The following is a 22,954-nucleotide window of genomic DNA, read 5'->3' as shown; positions in this document are numbered from 1 at the left end:
CTCAGCGGTCCTTGGGGTCGAGCGCGTCGCGCAGGCCGTCGCCGACGAAGTTCAGCGCAAACAGCGTCGAGACGAGGAAGAAGGCCGGGAACAGAAGCAGCCAGTTGGCGTAGCCGATGTTCTTGGCGCCGACCGAGATCAGCACGCCCCAGCTGGTCATCGGCTCCTGCACGCCGAGACCGAGAAAGGAGAGGAAGCTCTCCAGGATGATGACCTGCGGCACCAGCAGCGTCATGTAGATGACAACAGGGCCAAGCAGGTTCGGGATGACATGGCGCAACAGGATGCCGCGCTGGCCGACGCCCATGGCTTCCGCCGCCTGGACATATTCCTGCCTGCGGATCGACAGCGCCTGGCCGCGCACGATGCGCGCCATGTCGAGCCACAGCACAGCACCCACCGCCAGGAACATCAGCACGAAGTTGCGGCCGAAGAACACCACCAGCATGATGACGAAGAAGATGAAGGGCAGCGAATAGAGCACGTCGACGATGCGCATCATCACCTCGTCGACCCTGCCGCCGGAGAAGCCCGCGGTCGCGCCGTAGATGACGCCGATGACGCCGGCGACGACGCCGGCAAGCAGGCCGATAGCCAGGGATATGCGCCCGGCCATCAGCGTGCGCGAGAGCAGGTCGCGGCCGGTGTTGTCGGTGCCGAAGATGAAATATTGCTGCTTGATAGCGGAACTCATCGTCATTTCGAGGCCGTCGGGCGACTTGCTTTCGATCCTGGTGTCGTCGAAAGCGTCGGAGCGGTCGAGATAGCGGATGTTGCGGTCGTCGACCGGCTTCTTGGACGTGACGGTCACGATCACGCGGCTGCCATCCTGGTGCCACTCCTTGATGTCGACGCGCATGCGCTTGATGGCGTCGGTGAGCGCACCCTGGATCATGTCAGGTTTTGGATAGGCCGAAAGGCTCGGCGGCATGCGCACATAGTCGCCATAGATGGTGGTGTATTCATGCGGTACGACCCACGGACCGCAAATGCTAATGACGGCGATGAAGGCCAGGTAATAGAGGCTGAGCATCGCGGCGCGGTTGCGCCTGAGCCGCGCCCAGGCATTGCCCCACAGCGAGCGGCCGACGATCGGCTCGGGTACGGCGACGGCGAGGTCAGTCATAGCGCACCCTCGGGTCGACGACCGCATAGAGGAGGTCGACGATCAGGTTGAAGACGATGGTGAAGAGCGCGATCACCACCACGGTTCCCATGACCAGCGTGTAATCGCGGTTGAGCGCGGCATCGACGAAGTAGCGGCCAACGCCGGGGATGGAGAAGATCGTCTCGACGATGATCGATCCGGTCAACAGAGCGGCCGCCGCCGGGCCGGTGAAGGAGACGATCGGCAGCACGGCGCCGCGCAGCGCATGCTTGACCACCACCGACCAGTCGGACAGGCCGAGCGCGCGGGCGGTGCGGATATGGTGCGAGCGCAGGCTCTCGATCATCGAGCCGCGCATCAGGCGGGCGACGATGGCGATCTGCGGCAAGGCCAGCGTCAGCACCGGACCGACCTTGTTGATGAAGGCGCCGTCGCCCCAGCCGCCGATCGGCAACAGCTTCCAGGACAGCCCGAAGACGAGCTGGATCACCGGCGCGATGACGAAGGTCGGGATGGTGCTGCCGGCGGTGGCCAGGGCGATCACCGAATAGTCGCCTATTTTGTTCTGGTTGAGCGCGGCAATGGTGCCCAGGATGGAACCCAGCAGCAGCGCCAGCAGCAGCGCCGAGGTGCCGATCTGGATGGAGATCGGCAGGCCCTTGGCGAAGAGCTCGGTGACGGTGAAATCCGGCAGGTTGTAGCTCGGGCCGAAACTGCCGCGCAAAAGATTGCCGAGATAGTGGACATATTGCAGCCAGAGCGGATCGTTGAGGCCGAACTGGGCTTCGAGATTGGCTCTGATCTCGGGGCTCAAGCCCCGCTCCTGGTTGAACGGGCCGCCTGGGGCGACGCGGATCAGGAAGAACGCTACCGTCACGATGACGAACAGCGTCGGAATGGCGGTCAACAGCCGCCGGAAGACATAACGCAGCATCGGCGCCCCGCTTCAGCCAGGGCGACAGGCTCTCCAGTCGAAGATCCGTGGCGCGCTGACATCTCTGATCTTCGCACCGGCACCGCCAAAAATCCAACCCGACTTTCGGCCCGGCACGACGACAGACCGCGACCGCCGCTCCCAAAAAGAGAGCGGCGGCACGGCCAAGGTTTCTTGTCAGTCCTTGGAGACGAAGCGGGACGGATGAATGTCCATCACATTGTCGTCGAAGCCATGCAGCTTCGAAGAAACGATGTCGTGGTAGCTGTAGTAGAGCAGCGGGATCTCGCCGACGTCGTCGACAAGGATGCGCTCGGCGGCGGCGAGGTCCTTCATGCGCTCCTCGGGCTTGCCGCCGGCGGCGGCTGCCTTGTCCATCGCGGCTTCATAGGCCGGGCTGTTGTAGCTCGAGTAGTTGTTGCCGCTCGCTTTGCGCGAGATGCCGAGGAAGGTCTCGGGGTCCTTGTAGTCGGCGATCCAGGCGGCGCGGGCGACGTCGTAATTGCCCTTCTGCTCGAGGAAGCCGTAGTGGGTCTTGGTGTCGGTGTTGAGCAGCGTCACCTCGACGCCGAGCGGCTTCAGCTGTTCCTGGATGGCAACCGCCGTGTTCTTATGGTTTTCCGAGGTGTTGTAGCGGATCTCCATCTTCAGCGGATGCTCGGGTGTGTAACCCAGCTTTTCCAGGATCTTCTTGGCCTCGTCCTCGCGGTCGATCTGCGGCATGTCGGCGTATTTGGCCAGCGCCGGCGTGTAGCCCTCGATGCCCGGAGGCACCATCGAATAGCCGGGCAGCATGGAGTTCTGCCAGACCTTTTCGGCGAGGAAGTCGCGGTCGATCGCCATCGAGATGGCGTTGCGCAGCTCGACATTGTCCCACGGCGCCTTGTCGGTCTTGATCGCATAGTAGTAGGTGCCGAGATATGGACCGACGCGGACCTGGTCGCCGAACTTGGTTTTGAGATCGGCGAGCTGTTCGGTTGGCAGGTCACCATAGCTGTCGAGCTCGCCGGCCTCGAAGCGCTTCATCGCAGACGAGCGATCCTCAGTCGGGATGTAGTTGACCACGTCGAGCTTGACGCTCGCGGCGTCCCAGAACTTCGGGTTCTTGACCAATTTCATATGGTCGTTGGGAACCCACTCCGCCAACGTATAGGCGCCGTTGGAGACCAGCTTGCCCGGCTTGATCCAGTCGGCGCCGAGCTTGTCTATGGAAGCCTTGTTGACGGGATAGGTCGCCTGGTGGGTCAGCATCTCCAGGAAGTAGGGCGTCGGCGCCTTGAGCGTGACTTCAAGCGTGTTGGCGTCGATCGCCTTCACGCCCATATCCTCGGCCTTGCCTTTCTTGGTGTTGAAGTCCTCGGCGCCCTTCACCGGATAGAGCATGGAGGCGTATTCCGCGGCGGTGGCCGGATCCTCCAGCCGATGGAACGAATAGACGAAGTCGTCCGCCGTCACCGGGCTGCCATCCGACCAGAGGCCGTCCTTGCGCAGCTTGAAGGTGTAGACGGTGCCGTCGTCGGACACGGTCCAGCTTTCGGCGGCGCCCGGAATGAGGTTCGTCTTCTGGTCATGCATGACGAGACCCTGGAACAGGTCGCGTATAATATCGGCTTCGTAGACCGTCGACGTCTTGTGCGGATCGACCGTCTCCGCCTCGGCAGCGGACCCGCGATTGTAGACGGTCTCGGCATAGGCGTGCGTGTAGAAGGCCCCGGTCGACAAAGCCATGGTTGTGGCGAACACGGTCGCCTTCAGCATGTTCTTCAGCATGAAGTCTCTCCCTTTCGGCGCGGCCCCTCAACCACGCCTTTGAGTGTTAAACGCCCCGGAGCTGCTCAACGGGCTCCTTTTGAGCGCGCCGCCGGTCCCTCCCGGCAGCTGGTGGCGGGAGACTAGACAGAGCGAAATCTTATTTCAACCATTGCCTGCTTGACGCAAAGTGAGCGTCACCACGCTAAAACAGCGAAACCTAAAGCTTATAGCTTGTTTTCAACTTGGCACATCTGCCGGTTGTTCGATGTGTTCTCTGTTTTTGCAGGCAGGTTTTGGCATTGTCCGTATCATGCTGAAAAACCGAAAATTCCACGTTTCGTGGTGTCGTTTCCGGGCTGACGCCACGGGCACGTCGGCGATCGAATTCGCCATGCTGGCGCCGATCTTCATCCTGCTTCTGCTCGGCATGGTTGCATACGGGATCTATTTCGGCGCCAGCCATTCGGTCCAGCAGATCGCCGCCGATGCGGCGCGCACGGCGATTGCCGGCCTCAACCAGACAGAGCGGCAGGCGCTGGTTACCGATTTCATTGCTCACGACGTCTCGGGTTATCCCTTCGTCGATCCCGACAAGCTGACCGTCAACGCCCAGGACAGTGCCGCCGACGGCAGCCAGTTCGTTGTCTCGGTCACCTACGATGCGCGCAACCTGCCCATCTGGAACCTGTTCCGGACGCTGCCGCTGCCGGCCACGACGATCCACAGTCAATCGACGATCCGCGTCGGAGGCATATGATGCCCAGCAAGGGGGGACTAGAGCGGTTCATCGTTTCCCGGAAACGACAAACCGCTCTATCTGATTGCTTTGACGCAATTCCGGACGGAAGGCTACGGCGAAGTCGCCGAACCCAACCGCTTCGCACTTTTCCTGGAATTGCTTTCATGGCGGCGACGCGACGGCTGCTTGCCGACCGAAGCGCGAACTTCGCCATCATGACGGCGCTGTGCACGCCGGTGGCGCTGGCGCTGAGCGCCTTCGCGATCGACGAGGGCTCGCTTTACAACGAGCGCCGCGCCGCGCAGTCGATCGTCGACCTTGCCGCCATCAGCGCGGCCTCGAACATCACCAACGCCCAGCAGGCGGTGCTGACCACGCTCAGCGACAACGGCATCACCTCGGTCGCCGTGCAGCAGCAGGGCACAACCGTGGCGCCAACCGCCAGCAAGGCGGTCGTCCAGATCGTGCCAGGGCGCTACACGGGCGTCAGCACCGTTGCTGCCGGCAGCCGGTTCGAGGCGGGCAAGCTGCCCTACAACGCCGTGCAGGTGTCGCTGAAGAAGCAAGGCACGCTCTATTTCGCCGGCTCGATCATGTCACCGCCCACTCTCGGCACGACCGCTATCGCCAGCGCGCAGCCGCAAGCGGCTTTTTCGGTCGGCTCGCGGCTCGCCAGCCTCAATGGCGGCATTCTCAATGTGCTTCTCGGCGGCCTTCTCGGCGGCAACATCTCGCTCAGCGTGATGGATTACAATTCGCTGATCTCAGCCGATGTCGATGTACTCTCCTTCACCGATGCGCTGGCGACGCAACTGCATCTGACCGGCGTTTCCTACACCGACGTGCTTACCTCCAAGGCAACGATCGGCCAGATCGCCACTGCCATGGCCAATGTGCCCGGGCTGGACCGCACGGCCAAGATCGCCTTGCAGACGATGGCTTCCAGCGCCACCAACACCGTCAAGATTCCGCTCAGCACCTTTATCGACCTCGGCTCCGTCGGCGATCTCGGCATCGGGCAAAAGCCGGCCGGGCTTAATGTGACAGCCAGCGCGCTCAGCATGCTCACCGCGGCGGCCACTTTGGCCAATGGCAGCAATGAGGTCGCGGTCAATCTCGGCGCCACGATACCGGGGCTGACATCGACGACGCTTGCTATTGCCATCGGTGAGCCGATGCAAAATTCAGCCTGGCTGACTGTCGGAGAACTGGGCACCGTGGTGCGCACGGCGCAGACCCGCATCAAGCTCAACGCCAGCGTTACGCTCGGCAATGCGAATCTCGGTGGCGGCATCAAACTGCTTGCCGTCAACCTGCCGCTGAATGTCGAAGTCGCCTATGCGGAGGCCAAGCTGACCGACATCAGCTGCCCGACCGGCCCCTCCAGCGTCAAGGTTTCGATCGCCGCGCAGCCGGGTGTCGTCGAGGCTCATCTGGCCAAGAGCAGCGCCAGCGGCTTCGCCGACTTCACCAAGTCGCAATCCTTCTCCGATGCGGAGATCGCGGATGTGAGCCTGAAGCTGCTGCTGATCAAGCTCAACCTGCTGCAGATCAACGGATCGTCGTATTTTGCGGTCACCAACATGACACCGACCACCTTGACCTACAACGCCACCGACATCGCCAACAAGGCGATCAAGACGGTGTCGACCAAGAACCTGACGCAGTCGCTGACGACGTCGCTGGTCAACAACCTGTCGCTCTCGGTCAATGCGCTGGGGCTCGGCCTCGATGTGACCGCCCTGCTCGGCACGGTGAAGCCGGCGGTCACGACGCTGCTCAACGGCGTGACCGCGCCGGTCGACAGCCTGGTCTACAATGTGCTCGGAGCGCTCGGCGTGCGCGTCGGGGAAGCCGACGTGCGCGTGACCGGCGCGACTTGCGGGCGCTCGGTGCTAGTTCAGTAAGCTGCCGTCAGGCAATCCGCGCGAGGAAACCACCAAGCGGCGGCAAGGCGAGCCCCCCCTCTCCGAGAGAGCCTGACGCATCGACTGCAAGGTCGATCGCCTCGACCTGCCCGAACTCCGCCGGCAGCGTCCAGCCTGCCGGTTCGCCGGCGAAGTTGAAGGCGCAAAGCAGCCTCTCTCCACCGCCCTCGCGGACAAAGACAAGCAGGTCACCTTCGGCATCAAGAAACCGGATCGAGCCACCGACCAGCGCCGGATGATGCTTGCGCAGCGCCAGGATCGATCGATAGGCGGAAAGAACGGAACCGTCCCAGCCGTCCTGGACATCGACCGCACGCGCACGATGCGCTTGCGGCACCGGCAGCCAGGGCTTGGCCGTCGAGAAGCCGGCATTCTCGGCCTCGGCCTCCCAGACCATCGGCGTGCGGCAGCCGTCCCTGCCCTTCACGCCCGGCCAGAAGCGGATGCCGACGGGATCACGCAGATCCTCATAGGCGAGCTCAGCTTCCTCGAGGCCTAGCTCCTCGCCCTGATAGAGGCAGATCGAGCCGCGCAGGCAGGCAAGCAGCGCGATCGAAAATTTCGCCACCGTGTCGGGATTTCCGCCTGGCCATGTCCAGCGGCTGACATGGCGCACGACATCATGGTTGGAGAAAGCCCAGCAGACCCAGCCGTCGGCGACGGCGCTCTCGAAAGCCTCGACGCAGCCGCGCACATGGGCGGCGGAAAATTGCGGGCTGAGCAGGTCGAACGTGTAGCACATCTGCAGTTTGTCGCCGCCGGATACATAGGCGGCGAGCGTCTGCAAGGAACGCTCCTCGTCACCCACCTCGCCGACCGCGGCGCGGCCGGGATATTCGTCGAGCAGCGCGCGGAGGCGTTTCAGAAAGTCGAGGTTCTCGGGACGCGTCTTGTCGAAAAGATGCTCCTGGAAAGCATAGGTGCTGGTCGCGCCGTTGGTGCCGGCGACGCTTGACGCCAAGGGCGGGTTGTCGCGTAGCCAACGGTCATGGACATAGTAGTTGACCGTGTCGAGCCGGAAGCCGTCGACGCCGCGCTCGAGCCAGAAGCGCACGGTGTCAAGGACCGCGTCCTGCACCTCCGGGGTGTGGAAATTGAGGTCGGGCTGCGCGGACAGGAAATTGTGCATGTAGTACTGCCGGCGGGTGGCGTCCCACTCCCAGGCGGGGCCCCCGAATAGCGATTGCCAATTGTTGGGCGCGCTGCCGTCTGGCCTGGCGTCGGCCCAGACATACCAATCGGCCTTGGCATTGTCGCGGCTGGCCCGGCTTTCGACGAACCATTCATGCTTGTCGGAAGAATGCGAGATCACCTGGTCGATGATGAGCTTCAGGCCGAGCCGATGCGCCTCGGCGACCAGCGCGTCGAAATCTTCCAGGCTGCCGAACATCGGATCAACGTCGCGATAGTCGGACACATCGTAGCCCATGTCGGCCATCGGCGACTTGAAGAAGGGCGACAGCCAGACCGCGTCGACGCCGAGCGAAGCAATATAAGCGAGCCGTGCGGCGATGCCCGTCAGGTCGCCGCTGCCGTCGCCGCTCGTATCCTGAAAGGAGCGCGGATAGACCTGGTAGATCACGCAGCCGCGCCACCATTCGGCTCCTTGCCCGGGATTGTCGCCAGCCATCACGAACCCTTCCTGCCGCGCGATTTAGCGGCACGCCGCTCGATCATGAAATTGACGCTGCGGCCGGGCAGCGGCCGCGCAAGGTCGACCTGCTGCGCCTCGATTGCCGGGCGCCATTCAAATCCGTCCCGCGGCGGCAAGGAGAAGACACATTGGCGGCGGTCGCCGTTGATCGCGACGGCCAGACGGTCGCCTTCGGTATCGCCAAGCAGCATGACGAGGCGATGCCGGCCAGGATCGTTCCAGTCGGGCTCGCCGAGCGGCGAACCGGTCTCGGTCAGCCAGGCCACGTCGGGAAGTTCCGCGCCATCGGCAGGCTCTCCGGTCAGGAAGTGTGTATCCGCCAGCGCGGGAAAAGCCCGGCGCAGCGTGGCCAACGACGAGGTGTATTGCTCGAGCGCCAGATCGCGGCCTGCCCAGTCCAGCCAGGTGAGGGCGTTGTCCTGCGCATAGGCGTTGTTGTTGCCTTTCTGCGTGCGGCCGAACTCGTCGCCGGCGGTCAGCATGATGGTGCCGCGCGAGGCAAAGAGCGTGGCCAGCAAAGCGCATTGGTCGTTGAAGCGGGCCCTGGCGATTTCGGTGTCATCCGTCTCGCCTTCGGCGCCGTTGTTCCAGGACAAATTGTCGTTATGGCCGTCGCGGTTCTGCTCGCCATTGGCCTCGTTGTGCTTGCGCTCATAGGCGACGATGTCGGCCAGCGTCATGCCGTCATGCGCGGCGATGAAATTGACCGTGCGGCTGACAGGTTGCCCTTCTCTGCCAAAGACATCCGAGGAGCCGGCAAGCCGGGTGGCCAAAGCGCCGATCGCACCGGTATCGCCGCGCCAGAAGCGCCTGACATCGTCGCGGTAGCGATCGTTCCATTCCAGATATGGCGGCCGGAAATTGCCTAGCTGGTAGCCGTTCGGGCCAATATCCCAGGGTTCGGCGATCAGCGCGCGGTCGGCGAGCACGGGATCGCCGGCGATGGCCTGAAGCAGCGGCGCTTCCGGATCGAAGGCGCCGTCGACGCGTCCGAGCACCGGCGCCAGATCGAAGCGGAAGCCGTCGACGCCGGCGAAGTGGACGAAGTGGCGTAGCGTGTCGAGCACCATCTCGCGCATCACCGGATGGTCGCAGGCGACGGTGTTGCCGGTGCCGGTATCGTTGACCAGCCTGCCGTCCGGCTGATGCCGGTAGTAGGCCAGCGCATCGAGCCCGCGCAGCGACAGCGTCGGCCCGAGCCGGTCGCTTTCGCCGGTGTGGTTGAAGACGAGATCGAGGATGGTGCCGATGCCGGCCTTGCGCAACGCGGCGACGGTATCGCGCAGTTCCTGGAGACCGCCGGGCGCCAGGCGCGGATCGAGCGCCATGAAGGTGACGGGGTTGTAGCCCCAGGCATTGCTCAGGCCCAGCGGCGGCAGATGCCGCTCGTCGATCGACGCGGTGATCGGCATCAGCTCGACGGCGGAGACGCCGAGACGCTTCAGGTGTTCGACGACAGCCGGATGGGCAAGCGCCGCGATGGTGCCGCGCTGCGCATCGGGTACATCTGGATGCAGCTTGGTGAAGGAGCGGACATTGAGTTCGTAGATCAGGCCGCCGGGCTGGAACAGCGGTGGCTTCGAAGGCAGCGGCTTGGGCAGCGGACATGCTATCGCCTTCGGCATCAAGGGAGCGGTATCGGCACCTTCGTTGCGTTTGGCTGCAAGTCGCCAGTGATATTGGTATGGCCGGTCGATTTCGACGGCGTAGGGGTCGGTGAGAAGCTTACCCGGGTCGAACCAGAGGCCGCGTTCAGGCGCGTAGTCGCCATCGGCGCGAAAACCATAGAGCGTGCCAGCGGCAAGGCCGGGTGCGAACAGCGCAAAGACGCCCTCGCCTTCCGGCCTGAGCTCCAGCCGTTCGACCTCGCACGCGCCGGTGCCATCGAAGATAGCGACCCACGAGCGTATCGCCGACGATGACCACACCGCAAAGCGAATGCCTTCGCTGGTGACGATGGCGCCGAGCTGGCTCACGGGCACCTCCCTTCTCCCCTTGCCGGAGAAGCCGGATTGGCATGCAGCGCCGAGACGGATGAGGGGTTTTGGAAGGAATGAGGCATTAGGGAGTTGAACGCAGGTCTGCGCAATTCGGTAGCAACCGCCGCCAACACACTGCGAGGACGGCAGAAAACGGCATTACCGGTCCATCTCAAAGAGCGAGTTGCTGCTCGGCCCATGCGGCGAACTCTTCTAGGCGCTCCAAAGCCTTTTCGGCATCATTTCGAGTCATGGCCCTTGATCCGTACTGGACCTCGTCCTTCTGCTCCAGAAGTGCACGCAGACGCGCCTCCTGCTTCGCAGGGAGAGCCTTGCCCAGAGCCGCCCGCAAGAGCTTGACGACGGCCTGGTGGTCGTCCTGGTTGATTTCGCCGCGGAGCTTGGCCGTCAAGGCATCGGAATAGGCTATCGCACAGTTGATGACCGTCGACATGGAAGGGTTTCCGATGTCACCTGGATCAGCAATGAGGTTGCTGTTTCGTGCATCTTTAAGGAACCCACGGGCGATCAGGAGCCTGCTAGTGACATAAGCAGCGTCCTTCTTTTTGGTGGATCTGACCCTAGCCATGCAACGCCTCTTGCAATGACACTGCGTCTTCGGGGCGGCTTCCAGCAAGGACGATCGCGTCCTGCTTGACGTTTTCCCACCACGGATCCTTGTCCCTCGCGAGGCGTCGGACATCATCGAAGTCGAGGCCGACGACGTTGGGGAGGAAGACCAGCCTCTCCGCCGGATCCCTGAGCGCTTCCCGGAGGCCTTCCACCACTTGGGCAAGATCATCCGCTCGGGCAATGAGGCCAATGTCGAGGTCGCTGTCTGGACCGTCATCCCCGCGCGCTGCGCTGCCATAGACGAAAAGGCTGAAGACGGGTCTTTGCGCCGCACTCTGGCGCACAGCGTCCAGGATCGCCGTAAAACGGTTGCTCTCGGCTTTGAAGAGGGCCGCCAACGTAGGGGCGAGATAGTGGCTGTCATCAAAGCGGTACAGCCTCGAATGCCCCGATCCCGATGCGACCACAATCCCCAGGGTTTCGAGCGCGACAAGTCCGAGCCGTACGCTTTCCCGAGATAGCCGGCTCCTGCGAACGATCTCCGAGGCCGCAAGCAGGCCACCATGCTCCACCAGCGTGCGGAGAACCCTAAGGTTCGAGTCGACGCCGAGCATGGCAGTAAGTGGCCTTCGTATCGCGCTTTCCCTTTCCGAACGAGCCAAGAGCCCGCCTCCATATCTGGTCAATTGCCTTGATGTCTGGCTAATTTACTTGATATTCGGGCATATTGACGTTGTCAATGATAGCGCCCTTCGAAGTGCCATCGGGTGGCGGTTGCCATTAAATGCGCAGGTCTGCGCCAAGCTGGCACCCTTATCTGGCCGAACTTCGCTCGGCGACCCTCTCCCACAAGTGGAAGAAGCGGCGCCCCTGTTGCACCCTCAAGTAATCACGCTCGGCTTGTTGCGGCCCGTGTGGCTCTTAATGCCGGCGATATCGTCTGCCGCGGCGATCAAGTCGGCAAGCGCCTCCTGCGTGTCGAGGTCGTGCCTCGCCTTGTCCGGCTCGTAGCGCTCGATATAGACGCGCAGCGTAGCGCCGGACGTGCCGGTGCCGGAGAGGCGGAGCACGACACGGGAGCCGCCCTCGAACAGGATCCGGATGCCCTGGTTCTTGCTCACCGAGCCGTCGACCGGGTCGTGATAGGCAAAGTCATCGGCCTTGGCGACCTTCAGGCCGCGAACGCTGGTGCCGGGCAGCGAGCCCAGCTTGGCGCGCAGCTCGTCGACCAATGCGTTGGCGCGATCGCTCTCGACTTCTTCGTAATCGTGGCGTGAATAGTAGTTGCGGCCGTAGGTCGCCCAGTGCTCGGTGACGATCTGCTTGCAGCTCTCTGCGCGCGCGGCGAGGATGTTGAGCCACAAAAGCACGGCCCACAGGCCGTCCTTCTCGCGCACATGGTTGGAGCCGGTGCCGGCGCTTTCCTCGCCGCAGATGGTCGCCATGCCGGCGTCGAGCAGATTGCCGAAGAACTTCCAGCCGGTCGGCGTCTCGTAGATGCCGATGCCGAGCTTTTCGGCGACGCGGTCTGCCGCGCCGCTGGTCGGCATCGAACGCGCAATGCCTTTCAGCCCGTCCTTGTAGCCCGGCGCCAAACGGGCATTGGCGGCAAGCATCGCCACCGAGTCCGACGGGGTGACGAAGATGCCCTTGCCGATGATCAAATTGCGGTCGCCGTCGCCGTCGGAGGCCGCGCCGAAGTCCGGCGCATCGGGACCCATCATCTCGTCATAGAGATGTTTTGCGTGCACCAGGTTCGGATCGGGATGATGGCCGCCGAAATCGGGCAGCGGCTTGAAGTTGCGGCAAGTGCCGTCCGGCGCGCCGAGCCGGTGCTCGAAAATCTCCTTGGCGTAAGGGCCGGTCACCGCGTGCATGGCGTCGAATCGCAGGCGAAAGCCCGATTTGAACAGCTCCCTCAGCGCATCGAAGTCGAACAGGTTTTCCATCAGCTCGGCGTAATCCTTGACCGAGTCGAACACCTCGACCGTGATGCCGCCGGCTTGGACCGTGCCGATCCTGTCGATATCGACGGTGCCGATGTCGGCGATCTTGAAGTTCTTGATCTCCTTCGACTTGGCGAAGATCGCGTCGGTGATCCTCTCCGGCGCCGGGCCGCCATTGCCGGCATTGTACTTGATGCCGAAATCCTCATGCGGGCCGCCCGGATTGTGGCTGGCCGAGAGGATGATGCCGCCAAATGTCTTGTATTTGCGGATGATGTTGGAGGCGGCCGGCGTCGACAGGATGCCGCCCTGCCCCACCATCACCTTGCCGAAGCCGTTGCCGGCGGCAATGGCGATCACCTTCTGGATGACCTCGCGGTTGTAGAAGCGGCCGTCGCCGCCGATCACCAGCGTCTTGCCTTCAAAGCCTTCCAGCGCATCGAAGATCGACTGGATGAAGTTCTCGGCATAGTGCTCCTGCTGGAACACGGGCACCTTCTTGCGCAGGCCGGAGGTGCCGGGCTTCTGGTCGGGATAGGGTTTGGTGGGGACGGTTCTGATCATGCCTCAGGCAGCCCTTTTCGAAAGCAGCAAGCGATAGAGTTCGACATATTTTTCGGCGCTCTTGTCCCAGGAGACATCGGCCTTCATGCCCTGGCGCTGGATCGAGGCCCAGGTTGCGGGCTTGGCGTGCAGCTCGACCAGCCTCTGGATGGCATACAGCATCGCGCCGCCATTGTTGGGCGCGAACTGGAAGCCGGTGGCGACGCCAGCCGAGACCGCCGCCTCGTTGGCGTCGATGATGGTGTCGGCCAAACCGCCGGTCCTGGCGACGACCGGCACGCAGCCATAGCGTAGGCCATAGAGCTGGGTGAGGCCGCAGGGTTCGAAGCGCGACGGGATGACGATGGCATCGCAGCCGCCCTGCATGATGTGCGAAAGCTCCTCATCGTAGCCGACGACGACGCCGACGCGGCCGCGATGACGGGCGGCGGCGGCAAGCAGCGTGCCCTCGAGACCGGCGTCGCCCGAGCCCAGGATCGCCAGCCGAGCGCCGGCGGCGACGATGCCGTCGACGACCGCGGCCAGAATATCCATGCCCTTCTGCCAGGTCAGCCGGCTGACGACGCAGACGATCGGGCTGCCGTCCGCCTCGAGGCCGAAGCGCTCCTCGACCGCCTTGCGGTTCTTGGCGCGCGCTGCAAGCGTGTCGGCGGAATAATTGGCGACAAGATGCTTGTCCGTCCCGGGGTTCCAGATGTCGACATCGATGCCGTTGACGATGCCGTAGAGATCGGTGGCGCGCATGTTGATCAGCCCGTCGAGACCCATGCCGAATTCCGGCGCGCGGATTTCCTGCGCATAGGTCGGGCTCACCGTCGTGATCGCCCAGGCGGCCTGCAGCCCGGCCTTGAGAAACCCGACGCCGCCATAATATTCGACGCCGTCGAGCTGCATGGCCACGGCCGGCAGGCCGAGCTCGCCGAAGATGCCGGCGCCGAACTGGCCCTGGAAGGCAAGGTTGTGCACGGTGATCAGCGACGGCACGCCGACGGCCTTGCCGTAGCGCATGTAGGCGAGCGTCATCGCCGACTGCCAGTCATGGGCGTGGACGATATCGGGCTGGTAGCCGGAGATGGCGCCGCCCGCGATGTCGCCGCCGGCCTGGCTGAGCGCCGCGAAACGCCGCCAATTGTCGGGCCAGTCGGCCCCGGAAGCGGTGCCGTAAGGGCCGCCCTGGCGATCGAAAAGATGCGGCGCGTCGAGCACGAAAAGATCGAGGTCGCCGATCTTGACGGCATGGATCGAAGCCTTGCCGCCCTGCAGCAGCGGATATTTGTAGACCGCCTTCTTCTTGGCGAAAGCCGCCATCACCACGGGATAGCCGGGGATCAGCGTGCGCATCGCCACGCCCTTGCCGGCAAGCGTGATCGGCAAGGCGCCGGTAACGTCGGCAAGCCCGCCGGTCTTGATCAGCGGGAAGATTTCGGGCGTGACCGACAGAACCTGCATGCGCTCCACATTCCGATCTCAAAGTGACAGGTCAAAGTGACAACTTGTTGATCGCCTGACAGCCTGCGGATCAACCTATCAAGTTGACAGCTTGTTGATCGACCCTACGGGGTCGACAACTGATCAACCTTATCAGGTTGACAGCTTGTTGATCGACCCTACGGGGTCGACAGCTTGTTGATCATGTCCTGCGTGATCAGGCAGATGCCCTTTTCCGAAACGCGGAAGCGCTTGGCGTCGAGCGCCGGATCCTCGCCGACCACCAGCCCCTCCGGGATATGCACGCCGTGGTCGATGACGACGCGATTGAGGCGCGCGTTGCGGCCGACCTGGACGTCGGGCAGCATCACTACTTCCTCGAGCTTGGAGTAGGAATTGATGCGGGCGCCGGTGAAGATCAGGCTGCGGCGCAGCGAGGCGCCGGAGACGATGCAGTCGCCCGATACCAGCGAGGAGATCGCCTCGCCGCGGCGGCCATCCTCGTCATGCACGAATTTTGCCGGCGGCTTCAATTCGGCGTAGGTCCAGATCGGCCAGTCGCGGTCGTACAGATCGAGCTCGGGCGTGATGTCGGTGAGGTCGATATTGGCTTCCCAATAGGCGTCCACCGTTCCGACGTCGCGCCAGTAGGGCTCGGACTCATGCGAGGAGCGCACGCAGGACTTGGCGAAGCGATGCGCGATCGCCTTACCGTGCTGGACGATATAGGGGATGATGTCCTTGCCGAAGTCGCGGCTGGAGCCGGGCTCGGCGGCATCGCGGCGCAGCTGCTCCATGAGGAACTTTGTCTTGAAGACATAGATGCCCATCGATGCCAAAGCGAACTCCGGCTTGTCGGGAATGCCTGGCGGATCGGCCGGCTTTTCGACGAAGGCGATGATGTTGTCCTTCTTGTCGACATGCATGACGCCGAAGCCGGTCGCCTCCATGCGCGGCACTTCCAGGCAGCCGACGGTGACGTCGGCCCCGGCATCGACATGCTGGCGCAGCATCAGCTCGTAGTCCATCTTGTAGATGTGGTCGCCGGCGAGGATGACCATGTATTCGGGCCCGTAAGCCTCGATGATGTCGATGTTCTGGTAGACGGCGTCCGCCGTGCCTTCATACCATTGCGTTTCCGAAACGCGCTGCGATGCCGGCAGGATGTCGAAGCTTTCGTTTCGCTCCGGCCGCAGGAAGTTCCAGCCGCGCTGCAGGTGGCGGATCAGCGAATGCGCCTTGTACTGGGTGGCGACGCCGAGGCGGCGGATGCCGGAGTTGAGCGCATTGGAGAGCGCGAAGTCGATGATGCGCGTCTTGCCGCCGAAATAGACGGCGGGCTTGGCGCGCCGGTCGGTCAGCTCCTTGAGGCGGCTGCCGCGGCCGCCGGCCAGCACATAGGCCATGGCATCGCGTGCCAGCGGCTGGGTTCTTTTGATCTCTGCCATTTTTTACCCTCCCAAATAAGCTGCCCAGGCCGTTGCAAGAGCGAGAGACGAGACTTCACTTGCTTCAGTCCGCGACGAATTCCAGCATGGTCGTCGACAGCGGCGGCAGAAGCACTGTCGCCGATATGCCGCCCCCTTCCCCGCTCGCTTCGACCGTGCCGCCATTGCCCATGCCGGAGCCGCCATAGACCGTGGCGTCCGTATTGATGATTTCACGCCACTTTCCCGCCTTCGGCAGCGGCACGCGATAGTTCTCGCGCGGCACCGGCGTGAAATTGGAGATGACGGCGATCGGGTTGCCGTCCGGCGCGCTGCGCAGCCAGGCGAAGACCGAGTTGTCGCGGTCGTCGACGATCAGCCAGGAGAACCCCTCCGGCTCGCAGTCACGCGCATGCAGCGCCGGGCGCGAACGGTAGAGGTAGTTCAAGTCGCGCACCGTCTGCCAGACGCCGCGATGCGGCGCGAATTCGAGCAGGTTCCAGTCGAGCGCGCGCTCCTCGCTCCATTCCCGGCGCTGGGCGAATTCCTGGCCCATGAACAGAAGCTTCTTGCCGGGATAACCCCACATGAAGGCGTAATAGGCGCGCAGCGTCGCGAATTTCTGCCAGTCGTCGCCGGCCATCTTGTTGAGCAGCGTGCCTTTGCCGTGCACGACCTCGTCATGCGAGAGCGGCAGCACGAAATTCTCTGAGAAAGCGTAGGTCAGGCCGAACGTGATGTCGTTGTGGTGGTGCTTGCGGAAGATCGGCTCCTTGGAGAAATACTCCAGGGTGTCGTGCATGAAGCCCATGTTCCACTTGAATCCGAAGCCGAGCCCGCCTTCGTGCACCGGGCGCGATACTTTCGGCCATGAGGTGGATTCCTCGGCGATGGTCATGACGCCGGGATGGTGGCCGTAGAGTTCCTTGTTCATCTTCTGCAGGAAGCTGACGGCCTGCAGGTTCTCGCGCCCGCCCTTCTCATTGGGGATCCACTCGCCCGCCTTGCGCGAATAATCGAGGTAGAGCATCGAGGCGACCGCATCGACGCGCAAGCCGTCGACATGGTATTTCTCGGCCCAGAACAGCGCGTTGTTGACGAGGAACGATACCACCTCGCGGCGGCCGAAATTATAGATCGCGGTGTTCCAGTCGGGATGAAACCCCTGGCGCGGATCGGCATGTTCGTAAAGCGCGGTGCCGTCGAAATGGACAAGCCCGTGCTCGTCGACCGGGAAATGCGCCGGCACCCAGTCGAGGATGACACCGAGGCCGGCGCGATGCGCGCCATCGACGAAACGGGCGAAGCCGTCCGGATCGCCGAAGCGGGCGCTCGGCGCGTAAAGGCCGGTGGTCTGATAGCCCCAGGACGGATCGTAGGGATGCTCCGAGATCGGCAGGAACTCGATATGGGTGAAGCCGGTGTCGACCGCGTATGGGATCAGCCGCGCGGCGAGCTCGTCCCAGGAGAGGAAGGTGCCGTCGTCGCGGCGCTGCCAGGAACCGGCATGGACCTCGTAGATCGAGATCGCCTCGCGCCTGGGATCGGCCTTTCGCCAGAAGCCGCGATGCGCCTCGTCACCCCATTGATGCGCAATCGGCGGCGCCGTCACCGAGGCGGTCGCCGGGCGCAGTTCCGATTCGAAGGCGAACGGATCGGCCTTGAGCGGCAGGCGCACACCATCGGGTCCGATGATCTCGAATTTGTAGGGCCGGCCGGCGCCGATATCGGGGATGAACAATTCCCAGATGCCGGTGTCGCGGCGGTCGCGCATGGTGTGACGGCGGCCGTCCCAGTCGTTGAAGGCGCCGACCACGGAGACGCGCCTGGCGTTGGGCGCCCAGACGGCGAAATGCACGCCGGTCGCGCCTTCATGGTCGATGATATGGGCGCCGAGCTTGTCGAAGAGCCTTAAATGGGAGCCCTCGGCGATGTAATAATCGTCCAGCGGACCGAGCACCGGACCGAAGGAATAGGGATCGGTCAGCCACCAGTCGCCGCCGGCATTTTTGGCGTGATAGCGCAGCGGCTGGCGCTTGCGGATCGAGACCTTGCCCTCGAAGAAGCCGGCGTCGTCGCGGCGGGAAAGCTCACCGGCTTCCTTGCCGGTCAGCGTGTAAGCGGTGACGAATTCGGCGTTGGGCACGAAGCAGCGGGCCACGAAACCTTTGCCGGCTTCCTGCACGCCCAGGACCGCGAAAGGATCGCCATGCGTTCCGGCGACAATCGCCGCGACATCGCCGGCTGGCGCCAGTCCGTCCGGCCCGCTTGTCGCAGCGGTCGCGCGCGGCTTCCTCATCAAGCGGTCGCCCTCCCCGGGCAGCTTTGTTTTGGGTGCACCCGCCCAGCGCAATTGGACAGAATACACCTGGGCCACATTGTTCGTAGCCTCATGCAATCATATCAGACGGGCACGTTCCAGATTTCTTTCGCATATTGGCGGATTGTGCGATCGGACGAGAACCAGCCGACGCGGGCGACGTTGCGGATGGCGCGCGCGTTCCACTCGGGGCTGTCGCGCCACACGTCATCGACCTCGCGCTGGCAGGCGGCGTAGGAATCGAAATCCGCCGCCACCATGAACCAGTCGCTCTGGTAGAGGCCGTTCATCAGGTCGCGATAGCGGTCCGGATCGTCGGGCGAGAAGACGCCGGAGGAGATCGCCGACACCGCCTGCGCCAGTTCGGGAGACCCTTCGATAATCTCACGCGGATTGTAACCATTGTTGCGCCGCTCGGCGACCTCGGTGGTGGTGAGGCCGAAGATGAAGATGTTGTCGTCGCCGACATGTTCCTTGATCTCGACATTGGCGCCGTCAAGCGTGCCGATGGTCAGCGCGCCATTCATGGCGAACTTCATGTTGCCGGTGCCCGACGCCTCCATGCCGGCGGTCGAGATCTGCTCGGAGAGGTCGGCGGCCGGCATCAGCACCTCGGCCAGGCTGACATTGTAATTCGGCACGAAAACCACCTTGAGCAGGCCGCGCACCGACGGATCGCCGTTGATGACTTTTGCCACGTCATTGGCCAGTTTGATGATCAGCTTGGCGTTGTGGTAGCTGGGCGCCGCCTTGCCGCCGAAGAATTTCACGCGCGGCATCCAGTCCCGCTCGGGATGCGAGCGGATCTGGTCGTACAGCGCGATCGCCTCCAGGATGTTGAGCAGCTGGCGCTTGTATTCGTGGATGCGCTTGACCTGGATGTCGAACAACGCCGACGGGTCGAGCCTGATGCCGAGCCGCTCGGCGACGAGGTTGGCGAGCCTTGCCTTGTTCTGGCGCTTCACGGCGGCGAATTTTTCGCGGAAAGCGGCGTCGTCGGCGAGAGGATCGAGCCCCTTGATCGCCTCGATGTCGTCCATGAAGCGATCGCCGATCGCCTCGCGGGCAAGTGCCGTCAGGCCGGGATTGCACTGGATCAGCCAGCGCCTGGGCGTGATGCCGTTGGTCTTGTTGTTGATGCGATCGGGATAGAGCTTGTGGAGATCGGCGAATACCGTCTCCTTCATCAGCTCGGTATGCAGGGCCGAAACGCCGTTGATCGAATGCGAGCCGACAAAGGCCAGATTGCCCATGCGCACGCGGCGGTCGCCATTTTCCTGGATCAGCGAGATCCGGGCGATCTGCTCGCCGGAGAACTGATTGGTGGCACGGGCCTCGAGCAGGACCTGCGCATTGATAGCGTAGACGATCTGCATGTGGCGCGGCAGCAGGCGCTCGAACAGCGGCACCGGCCAGCTTTCAAGCGCCTCAGGCAACAGCGTGTGGTTGGTGTAGCCGAAGGTGCGCTTGGTGACGTCCCAAGCTTGGTCGAAATCCATGCCGTGGACGTCCATCAGGAGCCGCAGCAGCTCCGGCACGGCGACCGCGGGATGGGTGTCGTTGAGGTGGATCGCCGCCTTGTCGGGCAGCGATTTTAAATCGCCATACTGGCTCAAATGCCGCTGGACGATGTCCTGCAACGAAGCGGTGGAGAAGAAATATTCCTGCCTGAGCCGGAGTTCCTGCCCGGCCATGTGGGAATCGGCCGGATAGAGCACGCGCGACAGCGCATCCGCCTTGTTGCTCTCGGCCAGCGCGCCGATGTGGTCGCCGGCGTTGAACCTGTCGAGCAGGATCGGGTCGATCGGCATGCCGGACCAGAGCCTGAGCGTGTTGACGCGCCTGGCGCGCCAGCCGGCGACCGGCGTGTCGTAGGCGACGGCGAGCACATGCTCGGTCGGCTTCCAGACATGGCGTTCGAGGCGGCCGTCCTTGGAAGTGATCGATTCCACCGAGCCGCCGAAACCGACCTCGAAGGAGCGCTCGCGGCGCTCGAACTCCCAGGGGTTGCCGTGGTCGAGCCAGGTCTCCGGCAGCTCGACCTGCCAGCCACCCTGGATTTCCTGGCGGAACATGCCGTTGGCATAGCGGATGCCGTAGCCATGGGCGGGGATATCGACGGTGGCCATGCTTTCCATGAAGCAGGCGGCGAGACGGCCGAGGCCGCCATTGCCCAGCGCCGCGTCCGGTTCGAGGCCAGCGATCAGGTCGAGGTCGACACCGAGCGATGAGAGCGCCTCACGCATGTTCTCCATCAGGCCGAGATTGGAGAAGGCGTCGCGCATCAGGCGCCCGATCAGGAATTCGAGCGAAAGGTAATAGACCCGCTTTTCCTGCTGGTCATAGGCTTCCTTGGTCGCCTGCATCCAGTGATCGACGATGCGATCGCGCACGACCTTGATCGAGGCCGTCAGCCAGTCATAGGGCGTGGCAACGGTGGTGTCCTTGCCGACCCGGTATTTGAGCGACATCAAGACCTCTTCGGCGAGGGTCTTGGGATCCGGATTGTCGAGAACAGGGACTTCGATCGTCATGGCGGATGTCATGCTGCCTCTCGTGATGTTGCCACGATCATACCGGTTTTCGCCGTTCCTCCTACCCCACATTACTGCATTGCAGCATACATTCAATCGATTTAGATTGCTCTGTCATCCGGTTCTCCTGCGGCAATTTACACGTGGACGGAGATCAGGCTGCCAGCGCGTCTTCCGGTGGTTTCTTGGCACCAGTCATAAGGGCAACGGCATCCGACATGGAAATCTGCTTGGGGTCGACCACGCAGAGACGCCGCCCAAGCCGGTGGATGTGTATGCGATCGGCCACCTCGAAGACATGCGGCATGTTGTGTGAGATGAGCACGATCGGCAGGCCGCGCTTCTTGACGTCGAGGATCAGTTCCAGCACGCGACGGCTTTCCTTGACGCCAAGCGCGGCTGTCGGCTCGTCCATGATCACCACGCGGCTGCCGAAGGCAGCGGCGCGCGCGACCGCCACACCCTGGCGCTGGCCGCCTGAGAGTGTCTCCACGGCCTGGCTGATGTTCTGGATGGTCATCAGGCCGAGTTCGGTAAGTTTGTCGCGGGCGCGCTTTTCCATCGCAGGACGGTCGAGCATGCGGAACCATTGACCCAGAACGCCGGGTTTGCGGATCTCACGGCCGAGGAACATGTTGTCGGCGATCGACAGCGCCGGCGACAGAGCGAGGTTCTGGTAGACGGTTTCGATGCCGGCTTCGCGGGCCTCCATGGGCGACTTGAAGGCAACGGGCTTGCCTTGAAGCCGGATTTCGCCTTCGTCGGGCGCGGCGGCGCCGGAAATCGCCTTGATCAGCGATGACTTGCCGGCGCCGTTGTCGCCGATGACGGCTAGGATTTCGCCCGGATAGAGGTCGAAATCGGCATTGTCGAGGGCGGTAACGCGGCCATAGCGCTTGACCAGGCCGCGCGCCGTGAGGATGGGTTCCTGGGCCTGGGTCATGCCGAGATCTTCCTGATCCACTGGTCGATACCAACTGCGATGATGATGAGGGCGCCGACGGACAATTGCGTCCATTGCGGGTCCGTTCCCCAGAGCCTGAGGCCCAGCGCGAAGACGCCGACGATGAGGGCACCGAAGATGGTGCCGAGGATGGAACCGCGGCCGCCGAACAGCGAGGTGCCGCCGATCACCACGGCGGTGATCGAATTGATGTTCTCGAATTGCCCGGCCTGCGGCGAGACCGATCCGATACGCCCGATCAAGGCCCAGCCGGCGATGGCGCAAATGATGCCCGTCAGCGTGTAGACCGCGACCAGCATCCGGCTGACGCGCACACCTGACAATTCAGCGGCCTCCGGGTCGTCGCCCACCGCGTAGACATGCCGGCCCCAGGCGGTGTGGTTGAGCACATACCACGCGATTGCCGCCATGATCAGCACCAACAGCACGCCATAGGTGAAGACGGCGCCGCCGATCTTGAACGATCCGCTGAAAAACTGCAGCAGCGGCGCCGTCGCCTCGAGATCCTGGCTGCGGATGGTCTCGTTGCCGGAATAGATGAAGTTGATGGCCGCGTAGATCGACCATGTGCCAAGCGTCACGATGAAGGGCGGCAACTTCACCCAAGCGATAAGGATTCCGTTTATCAGGCCGCAAATCGCGCCGACAAGCAGCCCGACGGCAACGGCCACAGGCGCCGGAACGCCGTAGTGCATGGCAAACTGCCCCATGACGACCGAACTCAGCACCATGATGGCGCCGACGGACAGGTCGATACCGGCAGTGAGCACCACCAGCGTCTGCGCGATACCGACCATGCCAGTTATCGCCACCTGCTGGAGGATCAGCGTGAGGGTGAAGGGAGAAAAGAAGCGCCCGCCGACGACGATGGCGAACAGGATCACCGAGATTATCAGGATGATCAGCGGCACCATGGCCGGGCTTTTATGCAGGCGGTGCTGGATGCTCTCCAGCGTCGAGCGGGAATGATGCGTATCGAATGAAGCGACGCTGCTGTCGCTTGCGGCTAGAACCGTCTCGAATTCCTGTGGTCCTTTGCCCCCGGTCGCTTCAACGGTCAATACGGCCTCCCGCCTTTTGTGGAGCGGCCGAGACCGCCCCACA

16 protein-coding genes are annotated in these 22,954 nt (G+C 63.3%); 2 read left to right on the top strand and 14 right to left on the bottom strand.

Features of this window, described 5'->3' with window-relative positions:
• Position 1 precedes the first annotated feature (1 nt).
• From YU3_RS0102410 to YU3_RS0102400, 3 genes are all read right to left on the bottom strand, one after another.
• The gene (locus YU3_RS0102410) at positions 2-1,126 is read right to left on the bottom strand and encodes an ABC transporter permease subunit (RefSeq protein ID WP_027164740.1); all 1,125 of its coding nucleotides are present in this window, start codon (positions 1,124-1,126) and stop codon (positions 2-4) included.
• Entirely contained in the window at positions 1,119-2,042 is a 924-nt protein-coding gene (locus tag YU3_RS0102405) for an ABC transporter permease subunit (protein WP_027164739.1), read from the bottom strand. The genes YU3_RS0102410 and YU3_RS0102405 overlap by 8 nt, the downstream gene beginning before the upstream one ends.
• A 177-nt stretch (positions 2,043-2,219) precedes the next feature.
• On the bottom strand, positions 2,220-3,812 hold the full coding sequence (locus YU3_RS0102400; protein ID WP_027164738.1) for a peptide ABC transporter substrate-binding protein: 1,593 nt from the start codon (positions 3,810-3,812) through the stop codon (positions 2,220-2,222).
• Positions 3,813-3,981: 169 nt separating this feature from the next.
• On the opposite strand from YU3_RS0102400, the gene YU3_RS35870 reads away from it, so the two are divergent.
• Both YU3_RS35870 and YU3_RS0102390 read left to right on the top strand, forming a co-directional pair.
• Complete coding sequence (locus YU3_RS35870; protein ID WP_245273397.1) at positions 3,982-4,551, top strand: TadE/TadG family type IV pilus assembly protein; 570 nt, start codon at positions 3,982-3,984, stop codon at positions 4,549-4,551.
• A 146-nt stretch (positions 4,552-4,697) separates the two neighbouring features.
• Positions 4,698-6,440 (top strand): pilus assembly protein TadG-related protein, encoded by a 1,743-nt coding sequence (locus YU3_RS0102390; protein ID WP_027164736.1) that lies wholly within the window; start codon positions 4,698-4,700, stop codon positions 6,438-6,440.
• 7 nt (positions 6,441-6,447) lie between these two features.
• On the opposite strand, the gene YU3_RS0102385 is transcribed toward YU3_RS0102390, so the two are convergent.
• The 11 genes from YU3_RS0102385 to YU3_RS0102335 all read right to left on the bottom strand — a co-directional run bounded on the left by YU3_RS0102385 (position 6,448) and on the right by YU3_RS0102335 (position 22,911).
• Entirely contained in the window at positions 6,448-8,091 is a 1,644-nt protein-coding gene (locus tag YU3_RS0102385) for an alpha-glucosidase family protein (protein WP_036257688.1), read from the bottom strand.
• Positions 8,091-10,091: a glycogen debranching protein GlgX gene (gene glgX / locus YU3_RS0102380; RefSeq protein WP_027164734.1), complete on the bottom strand. Its 2,001-nt coding sequence runs from the start codon at positions 10,089-10,091 to the stop codon at positions 8,091-8,093. The genes YU3_RS0102385 and glgX overlap by 1 nt, the downstream gene beginning before the upstream one ends.
• Before the next feature lie 175 nt (positions 10,092-10,266).
• Positions 10,267-10,683, bottom strand: a complete 417-nt coding sequence (locus YU3_RS0102375) for a hypothetical protein (protein WP_027164733.1) — start codon at positions 10,681-10,683, stop codon at positions 10,267-10,269.
• Positions 10,676-11,281, bottom strand: coding sequence for a nucleotidyltransferase domain-containing protein (locus YU3_RS0102370; RefSeq protein ID WP_245273396.1), 606 nt, complete (start codon positions 11,279-11,281; stop codon positions 10,676-10,678). The genes YU3_RS0102375 and YU3_RS0102370 overlap by 8 nt, the downstream gene beginning before the upstream one ends.
• A gap of 267 nt (positions 11,282-11,548) precedes the next feature.
• Complete coding sequence (locus YU3_RS0102365; protein WP_027164731.1) at positions 11,549-13,177, bottom strand: alpha-D-glucose phosphate-specific phosphoglucomutase; 1,629 nt, start codon at positions 13,175-13,177, stop codon at positions 11,549-11,551.
• 3 nt (positions 13,178-13,180) lie between these two features.
• Entirely contained in the window at positions 13,181-14,626 is a 1,446-nt protein-coding gene (gene glgA, locus YU3_RS0102360) for a glycogen synthase GlgA (protein ID WP_027164730.1), read from the bottom strand.
• Positions 14,627-14,784: 158 nt separating this feature from the next.
• Positions 14,785-16,053, bottom strand: a complete 1,269-nt coding sequence (gene glgC, locus YU3_RS0102355) for a glucose-1-phosphate adenylyltransferase (RefSeq protein WP_027164729.1) — start codon at positions 16,051-16,053, stop codon at positions 14,785-14,787.
• 64 nt (positions 16,054-16,117) lie between these two features.
• A complete protein-coding gene (glgB, locus tag YU3_RS0102350; protein WP_027164728.1) occupies positions 16,118-18,331 on the bottom strand; it encodes a 1,4-alpha-glucan branching protein GlgB in 2,214 nt (737 codons plus the stop codon).
• A gap of 104 nt (positions 18,332-18,435) precedes the next feature.
• Positions 18,436-20,898: a glycogen/starch/alpha-glucan phosphorylase gene (locus YU3_RS0102345; RefSeq protein ID WP_027164727.1), complete on the bottom strand. Its 2,463-nt coding sequence runs from the start codon at positions 20,896-20,898 to the stop codon at positions 18,436-18,438.
• A gap of 142 nt (positions 20,899-21,040) precedes the next feature.
• Complete coding sequence (locus YU3_RS0102340; RefSeq protein ID WP_036257686.1) at positions 21,041-21,829, bottom strand: ATP-binding cassette domain-containing protein; 789 nt, start codon at positions 21,827-21,829, stop codon at positions 21,041-21,043.
• Positions 21,826-22,911 carry an ABC transporter permease gene (locus YU3_RS0102335; RefSeq protein WP_027164725.1) on the bottom strand — a complete coding sequence of 362 codons (1,086 nt, stop codon included), beginning with the start codon at positions 22,909-22,911 and terminating at the stop codon, positions 21,826-21,828. The genes YU3_RS0102340 and YU3_RS0102335 overlap by 4 nt, the downstream gene beginning before the upstream one ends.
• Positions 22,912-22,954: the final 43 nt, after the last annotated feature.

Origin of the sequence: Mesorhizobium sp. WSM3224, from assembly GCF_000427725.1 — a bacterium.
In the GTDB taxonomy this organism is placed as follows: Bacteria; Pseudomonadota; Alphaproteobacteria; order Rhizobiales; family Rhizobiaceae; genus Mesorhizobium.
Note: the sequence above shows the minus strand (reverse complement) of the source record. Positions and strands in the feature narration are given on the sequence as shown.

Excerpts from the sequence above, each read along its gene's own strand:
- YU3_RS0102410 (WP_027164740.1), bottom strand. The coding sequence starts at position 1,126 with ATGACTGACCTCGCCGTCGCCGTACCCGAGCCGATCGTCGGCCGCTCG.
- YU3_RS0102405 (WP_027164739.1), bottom strand. The coding sequence starts at position 2,042 with ATGCTGCGTTATGTCTTCCGGCGGCTGTTGACCGCCATTCCGACGCTG.
- YU3_RS0102400 (WP_027164738.1), bottom strand. The coding sequence starts at position 3,812 with ATGCTGAAGAACATGCTGAAGGCGACCGTGTTCGCCACAACCATGGCT.
- YU3_RS0102390 (WP_027164736.1), top strand. The coding sequence starts at position 4,698 with ATGGCGGCGACGCGACGGCTGCTTGCCGACCGAAGCGCGAACTTCGCC.
- YU3_RS0102385 (WP_036257688.1), bottom strand. The coding sequence starts at position 8,091 with ATGGCTGGCGACAATCCCGGGCAAGGAGCCGAATGGTGGCGCGGCTGC.
- YU3_RS0102375 (WP_027164733.1), bottom strand. The coding sequence starts at position 10,683 with ATGGCTAGGGTCAGATCCACCAAAAAGAAGGACGCTGCTTATGTCACT.
- YU3_RS0102370 (WP_245273396.1), bottom strand. The coding sequence starts at position 11,281 with ATGCTCGGCGTCGACTCGAACCTTAGGGTTCTCCGCACGCTGGTGGAG.
- YU3_RS0102365 (WP_027164731.1), bottom strand. The coding sequence starts at position 13,177 with ATGATCAGAACCGTCCCCACCAAACCCTATCCCGACCAGAAGCCCGGC.
- glgA (WP_027164730.1), bottom strand. The coding sequence starts at position 14,626 with ATGCAGGTTCTGTCGGTCACGCCCGAAATCTTCCCGCTGATCAAGACC.
- glgC (WP_027164729.1), bottom strand. The coding sequence starts at position 16,053 with ATGGCAGAGATCAAAAGAACCCAGCCGCTGGCACGCGATGCCATGGCC.
- glgB (WP_027164728.1), bottom strand. The coding sequence starts at position 18,331 with ATGAGGAAGCCGCGCGCGACCGCTGCGACAAGCGGGCCGGACGGACTG.
- YU3_RS0102345 (WP_027164727.1), bottom strand. The coding sequence starts at position 20,898 with ATGACATCCGCCATGACGATCGAAGTCCCTGTTCTCGACAATCCGGAT.
- YU3_RS0102340 (WP_036257686.1), bottom strand. The coding sequence starts at position 21,829 with ATGACCCAGGCCCAGGAACCCATCCTCACGGCGCGCGGCCTGGTCAAG.